The sequence below is a fragment of the Cronbergia sp. UHCC 0137 genome (genome assembly GCF_034932285.1).
In the GTDB taxonomy this organism is placed as follows: domain Bacteria; phylum Cyanobacteriota; class Cyanobacteriia; order Cyanobacteriales; family Nostocaceae; genus Cronbergia.
This window is the reverse complement of record NZ_JAYGHC010000003.1, coordinates 59,386-65,862: the sequence shown is the minus strand read 5'-3', so window position 1 is coordinate 65,862 and position 6,477 is coordinate 59,386. Positions and strand designations below refer to the sequence as shown.

General features: G+C 40.5%; 7 protein-coding genes. 2 read left to right on the top strand and 5 right to left on the bottom strand.

The annotated features are described in order from the left end of the window. Positions 1-53: 53 nt before the first annotated feature. Entirely contained in the window at positions 54-806 is a 753-nt protein-coding gene (locus VB711_RS01895) for a Uma2 family endonuclease (protein ID WP_416233546.1), read from the bottom strand. Positions 807-946: 140 nt separating this feature from the next. On the opposite strand from VB711_RS01895, the gene VB711_RS01890 reads away from it, so the two are divergent. Beyond that, positions 947-1,777 (top strand): SapC family protein, encoded by an 831-nt coding sequence (locus VB711_RS01890; protein ID WP_323283982.1) that lies wholly within the window; start codon positions 947-949, stop codon positions 1,775-1,777. Positions 1,778-2,040: 263 nt separating this feature from the next. On the opposite strand, the gene VB711_RS01885 is transcribed toward VB711_RS01890, so the two are convergent. The 4 genes from VB711_RS01885 to VB711_RS01870 form a co-directional block, all read right to left on the bottom strand. Next, positions 2,041-2,202: a hypothetical protein gene (locus VB711_RS01885; RefSeq protein ID WP_323283981.1), complete on the bottom strand. Its 162-nt coding sequence runs from the start codon at positions 2,200-2,202 to the stop codon at positions 2,041-2,043. A gap of 58 nt (positions 2,203-2,260) precedes the next feature. Further along, complete coding sequence (locus VB711_RS01880; protein ID WP_323283980.1) at positions 2,261-3,118, bottom strand: hypothetical protein; 858 nt, start codon at positions 3,116-3,118, stop codon at positions 2,261-2,263. Positions 3,119-3,148: 30 nt separating this feature from the next. After that, on the bottom strand, positions 3,149-3,736 hold the full coding sequence (locus tag VB711_RS01875) for a DUF1517 domain-containing protein (RefSeq protein WP_323283979.1): 588 nt from the start codon (positions 3,734-3,736) through the stop codon (positions 3,149-3,151). Between the two features lie 165 nt (positions 3,737-3,901). Then, entirely contained in the window at positions 3,902-5,461 is a 1,560-nt protein-coding gene (locus VB711_RS01870; protein WP_323283978.1) for a pentapeptide repeat-containing protein, read from the bottom strand. A gap of 84 nt (positions 5,462-5,545) precedes the next feature. Here VB711_RS01870 and VB711_RS01865 point away from each other — a divergent pair, with 84 nt between their 5' ends. Continuing rightward, entirely contained in the window at positions 5,546-6,385 is an 840-nt protein-coding gene (locus VB711_RS01865; RefSeq protein ID WP_323283977.1) for a prephenate/arogenate dehydrogenase, read from the top strand. The last annotated feature ends 92 nt before the right edge of the window (positions 6,386-6,477 follow it).

Sequence of the window (6,477 nt, the reverse complement as noted above, 5' to 3'; positions counted from 1 at the left end):
CCTTCTGCCTTCTGCCTTCTGCCTTCTGCCTTCTGCCTTCTGCCTTCTGAAGACTAAACCGGTAAATTATTGGGGTCAATTCCCTGGGATTGCAAGTAAGCCATCAGCCTTTCTTTTTCCTTGCGTTCCTGTTCAATTCTTTCTACTGCCCAAGGTAACAAATTACCGTCTTGATCCCACCACCGCAACCAATACCCAGTCCGTCCTTCTTTTGCTCCTCGCCAAGTTCCTAAAAATAGTCCCATCGTATCAATCCAATGACGACCATTTTCATCTGGTTGCTTTAATTCATAATGTCCATCTTCTAATTGATAATATTCTAATAAACCTCCATTTGGGTCGAAAATGATATAAACGGGAACTTGTAAAATTTGTTCATAAAAAAACCATCTGCCTGGTGGGTAAGTACGTTTAAATGAATATTCTCCACCTTCTTGATCTGATAAAAACTCCATCACTAAAGTTGGTACATCCCCTTCTAAATTAGGTGTATAACTTTTGCGTTCTGGTAAAATTTCCTTGACTGAGGTAACATATAACCAATCTGGTGCTTTAGCGACAAATTGCCCATTTAATGTCGCACACACTGCTAAATTGGCAGCAATTAACATCTGTGGTTGAATGAAATCACTGATTTCTAAACTTTCCCGCAAAGCCCCTGCTAATAATGGCTGTCCTGTATTTTCCACCGGTTCATCCTCTAACTGAAAATCATCCGGTAAGGCTTCCCAAGAGATGACCAGTTCTGTGGCTGATTTACTTTCACTGAGTAGGGCGGACACTGAGCTACGCCGAAGTGTTGCCATAAACGCTACCTTTGGTTGATTTATTCTGATTTTATCACGAGGCGCGGTACAACAAATTAATATCTAATTAACGTTGTTTGCGTACAAAGCCCTAGTAGAATACTTTAGGTTAATTAACTGACAACTACCAGGAGTAACAAGTGCCTACACAACTACTAATCTATAAAGAGGCAATTCCAGTATCTAAGCTAACACATAAAGACTGGTCAATTAACACCAATCCAGACTTTAGCTTTGCTCAAGGTTTAAATTCAGTACCGTTGATGTCCATAGAATTTACCAATGCAGTAACAGAATACCCTATTGTATTTACTGGAACAGAAGAGGAAATAATCCCAGCAGTTATATTGGGGATCAAATCTGAAGAAAATCTTTATGTTGCACAAAACGGCACTTGGGAAGGAAAGTATATTCCCGCTTTTGTGAGACGTTACCCATTCGTATTTTCTAGCAACGATAATGGGGAGAACTTCACCCTCTATATCGATCAGGAGTTTGTCGGTTGGAATCAAGACGGTATTGGAGAAAGACTATTTGATGATCAAGGAGAGCAAACACAATACCTGGTTAATATACTAGGATTTCTCCAGGAATATCAGGTACAGTTTCAACGTACACAAAACTTCTGCAAGAAACTCAAGGAACTTAACCTACTCGAACCAATGAAGGCAGATTTTACACTGATTACAAATGAGAAAACTTCCTTGACAGGTTTCATGGGTATTAATCAAGAAAGCTTGAAAAAACTTTCCAGTGAACAACTAATGGATTTAATGCAGTCCGACGAATTGGAATTGGTGTATTTACATCTCCAATCTATGAGAAACCTATCTGCATTAGTAGATCGGATGTCTTTAAAAGCATCTCAAAATCAGCAGCAACAATTAGTAGACAAAGAAGCTACACAATTAATACAAAATAACAACATAGTAGAGGAAGAAAGTATTTTCGCCAATACTGGTGTAGTATAGAAATAGCTGACTGGGTTTTACATTTTCAATTGAATAAGAGAAGTCCACAAAAAAGATGATCCAATCTTGTATTATTAGCAGACAAGATGCCTGCACCACAAGAAATTTTGGGATATTTTTTTATTTGGAAGTCTCTAATTGCAAATTTAAAATCCAAACTAGGACTTAGAGGTTGTTTGAAAAGTATCAGAATTAATCAAGATCCCCCCAACCCCCTTACAAGGGGGGCGAAATTACTCAAAGTCCCCCTTAAAAAGGGGGATTTAGGGGGATATGCGGGTGTTGAATCCGACGGTAGGTGCAAGGTTATAGCCTCTTGTGTCTGAAAAACCTTGCACTTTTGTCGATAGCCAGGGATGAAAAAATGTCTGACTCCTGACTCCGGTCACTGAGCGTAGCCGATAGCGTAGCGTGGCGTTAGCCATAGTGCTGACTCCTGACTCCTAGCCCTAACGAAAGGACTTTTTCCGCAAACCCTATCTACTACCTCCTACGACCAGAACCAAAGGAACGCCGACTAGAAGAACGACGACTACTACCGAAACTACTACCAGAATTACGTCTGGTGGAACTGGAGTTACCTGAAGGTCGGAGTGTGCTGCTACCAAAACCTGAACCTGTGGCTCGACTATCAGTTCTGGTGCGTGGTGTGGCACTAACTGCTGGTGATGATCTTCTAATTCCCCCTGTAGTACGGAATGTAGTGCGGTTTCTTACGGCGGCGGGGGGTTCATTATAGCGATCGCGGTAGCGAGTAACTGCTTGGTTATAATTAGAACCATATCCACCGTAACCAGTCATAATCCCACCTGATTGATAAACTGGTGGCACATAATATTGAGGTCTAAACAATAGACTACCTATAGCTTGACCTGCTAATGCTCCCGCAAAAGGAGCCCAGAAGTTACTTTCTTGACGAACCACCACTGTTTCTTTTTGTCCAGTTTGGGGATTAGTTTTTGTTTCGGTGACGTTGTGGACGTACTGAATTTTGAAATCTTCTGTTAGATATAGAACTGGCTGACTATTTTCCACTTTCAGGTAAGTTTTTTTACCTTGTTTAATTTCATCATCCGTCAGCCGTGCCATTTGCAAATTTTCGGTACTGAAGGTTGGGGGCTGATTATTCAGTAAAAATAACTGATATTCCCCAGTTCCATCATCGTAAGTTGCTTGTTGAACCTGATATTGGCCATCACTGAGTTTAGTAATATTGGGGGTTCTGCTAACATTCCCCGTTGAAGTTGTGGTTTGATTTCCTCCCCCACAAGCAACAGTTGTTAAGCATAAACTCAAGGCTAAAAAAACTACTGTAATTTTCCGTGCTACGCTGGTGATCATGAGATTATTGTCCTATTTATCGCCAATAAATTACAAAGGGATCAATTCTGGGAAATACTCTAATAGCACATCATTAGTCAATTCATCACCTAATTGTGCTGGTGAAAAATGTACTTGAATGGCTCGAAAATTATGCTTGTAGTGCAAATTAATTAAAGCTTTCAACCCTGCTTTCAATGCTTGGACATTAGCAAGATTTGTTTCTAATTCTGGAACTTCTCCTTGATATGCTACTGTAATCATTATAACTACATTACGAGTTACAGGGATAGATAAGGCTTGATTGGGAGAGTCACTTGAATATACTCCAGAACTATATCTTTGAGCGGAATCTGTAAATAATTCGTTTACATAGTCCCCTGCTTCACCTTCATTCCAAAATACATCCCCCTCATTACCTGCTGACAGCCAATATTCATCATATCTGAGGAGACTTTCACAGATTTCCACCAGTGTTTCTCCCAAAACTTCCATGTCACCATCTGCGTCAATGGCTTCCCGTGCGGCGCTATTTAAAACACCCAAAATTGGTGCTACTTCACCCCCACCTAAATGCAAGAATAAGCGTAGGACGACATAACGAGTTTTACCAATCATGCGATTGAAAGTATCACGCATTGTTTTTCTCCAAAAAATTGCTAGTTAACCCAAGTTGTCTGGTAAGTTAGGATATACAGTGAACGTCAAACTCATCTAATTCAGAGACTTTTAACCCTATGACCTATGACCTATGACCTATGACCTATGACCTATGACCTATGACCTATGACCTATGACCTACAATTAATTGTTATAGTAAAATCCCTGGATAAAATCTACAATTACATTTAACGAAGGCATAATATAAGCCACTTCATTAAATGTATGTTCTTCAGGTACGCCATGAGTTGTAGGACGATTAATAATTTTCTTCCCAAAACTGGGATTATCATACAGAGTTAAAGTTTGGGCGCTAGAATTTGTGAGTATTATCTGGGTAGGGGCTTTAAAAAAACCTAATTTTACAGCCAGGTCTAGATACTTTTTCGTTTGTTGAGTTGTTTTCGATTTATTTATTGCTTCCTCCGTCAAAAGGGTGATTTGTTGTACGAGATTGGGAGATTTAAAACTTTGGTGATCTATCATTTCTTGACGAATCATTTCCATGATAGTTTCAATGCTTTTTTGAGTAGCGGCAGAGTCTTTAAAGGGCATAATTGCCATATAAGCTTTAGGAAATAGTGCTTCGTCACTATCTAAGCGGAAGGTAAGAATAGTCCGACGGCTACCGGTTTCCATGCTGGGAGGATGTATTAACTCTTGATATTCTTGGGCAATTTGATAATAAGTTCCAGCGAGGACAAAATTAGCTTCGTGTTCTAAGGGAGCATCAACAATAATACGAATTGTGGGTGGGGTAGCATTAAAAAATTCTCGTAGTTCTTCAGGAGTAAAATGTTGGATAATAGTGCGATCGCCCTTGGGGGAAAGATCAACCCATTCGCAGGTAATACCCTCAGTTTTCAGCCCAAATCGAGCGGTGCCGTACAGTTTAGCACCTGTTAAAATAGCACCGGATAAATCAGCGCCAAGCCATTCTACTTTCACTAACTTGGCCTGAGTTAAGTTGGTATGTACTAAACTAGCATTGGTAAAGTTAGCATTACTCAAGTCTGCTCCGGTTAAATTAGCACCACTGAGTTTGGCTCTACTTAAATCTGCCCACCGGAGATTAGCTCCTCGTAAATCTGCCCACCGGAGATTAGCCCCACTTAAATCCGCACCACTGAGATTTGTTAGACACAAATTAGCTTGTCTGAGTTCACTATCTCGGAGATTTGCACCACTGAGGTCAGCACAACTAATATCAGTAGTATTTAAGTTAGCCATTTCTAAGTTAGCTTCTCGCAATAGACAAGACCTTAAATTGGCTTCACTTAAATTAGCGCGACGGAGATTAGTTTGGCGGAGTGTGGCTTCTCGCAAGTTGGCGCTGTTGAGGTTAGCATCAGATAAATCAGCACGAGTCAGATCAGCCCTAATTAACTCACTACGAACCAGGGAAGCGTCCCTCATTTGAGCGTGAGTGAAATTAGTTCCCATCAAATTAGCCACGTTCAAACTAGAGTTGTTGAGAATGGCATCGGTAAGATTTGCGCCACTTAGTCTACCTACATTTAGTTTGGCGTAACTCAAATTAGCTTCAGTGAGATTTGCTCCACTGAGGTTTATTACACTCAAATTAGCTTGGCTAAGATTAATACCGATTAGTTTAGCACCACTCAAGTTAGTTTCTGCTAGGTCAACTCCAATGAAGTCTAATACTCCTGCGGCATATTTTGACAATAGTTCTTCTACATTCATAATAAATCTCCCCCTACAATACTAACTTCAATAGTTGATAAAGTAGGCACAGAATAGATAAAAGTTGACTGATCAAAATCAAAAATGAAAATAGGTATTTTAGGATTAGGACTCATTGGTGGCTCGTTAGGGTTTGATTTGCGCTCACTGGGACATTATATTTTAGGAGTTAGTCGTAGTGAATTGACCTGTCAGCAGGCTATTGACATCGGTAGCGTTGACCAAGCATCGGTTGACTTGCAACTGTTGGCCGCTAGTGAGGTTGTATTTATTTGTACTCCTATAAGATTTATTGTGCCTCAAGTTGAGCAATTGATTTCTCATTTACCTGCTACGACTATTATTACTGATGTTGGATCGGTAAAAGCACCAATAGTAGAAGCAATTTCTCCCCTGTGGGAAAATTTTATTGGTGGCCATCCCATGGCAGGAAATACAGATGTGGGGATAGGGGCAGCGCAACGGAATTTGTTTGTGAATCGGCCTTATGTACTGACACCAGTGGCTACAACACCCAGTAGAGCGATCGCTATAGTAGAAGAAATAGTGCGATCGCTAGGCTCTATTATCTACCATTGCGAACCGGAACAACACGACCGTGCCGTTAGTTGGATTTCCCACTTACCTGTCATAGTCAGCGCCTCTTTAATAGCAGCTTGTTTAAGCGAAACCACCCCAGAAATTGCCCAATTAGCCCAAAATTTCGCCAGTTCCGGCTTTCGAGATACCAGCCGCGTTGGTGGTGGCAATCCCGAATTAGGAGTAATGATGGCACGCTACAATCGTCAAGCATTACTTAACTCACTACATCAATATCGTCATAGCCTCGATGAATTTATTCACCTGATTGAACAAGAAAAATGGGAAATCCTAGAAGATAAGCTCAAATTAAATCAGCAGTCCAGACCTAATTTTGTAGAATAGTATAGTCAAGTAGGGGCGTATTGCAATACGTCCCTGAAAATATGCCATCTGTTAATCTTTAATTAAAGAGCGATCGCCCTGACAAATTAACC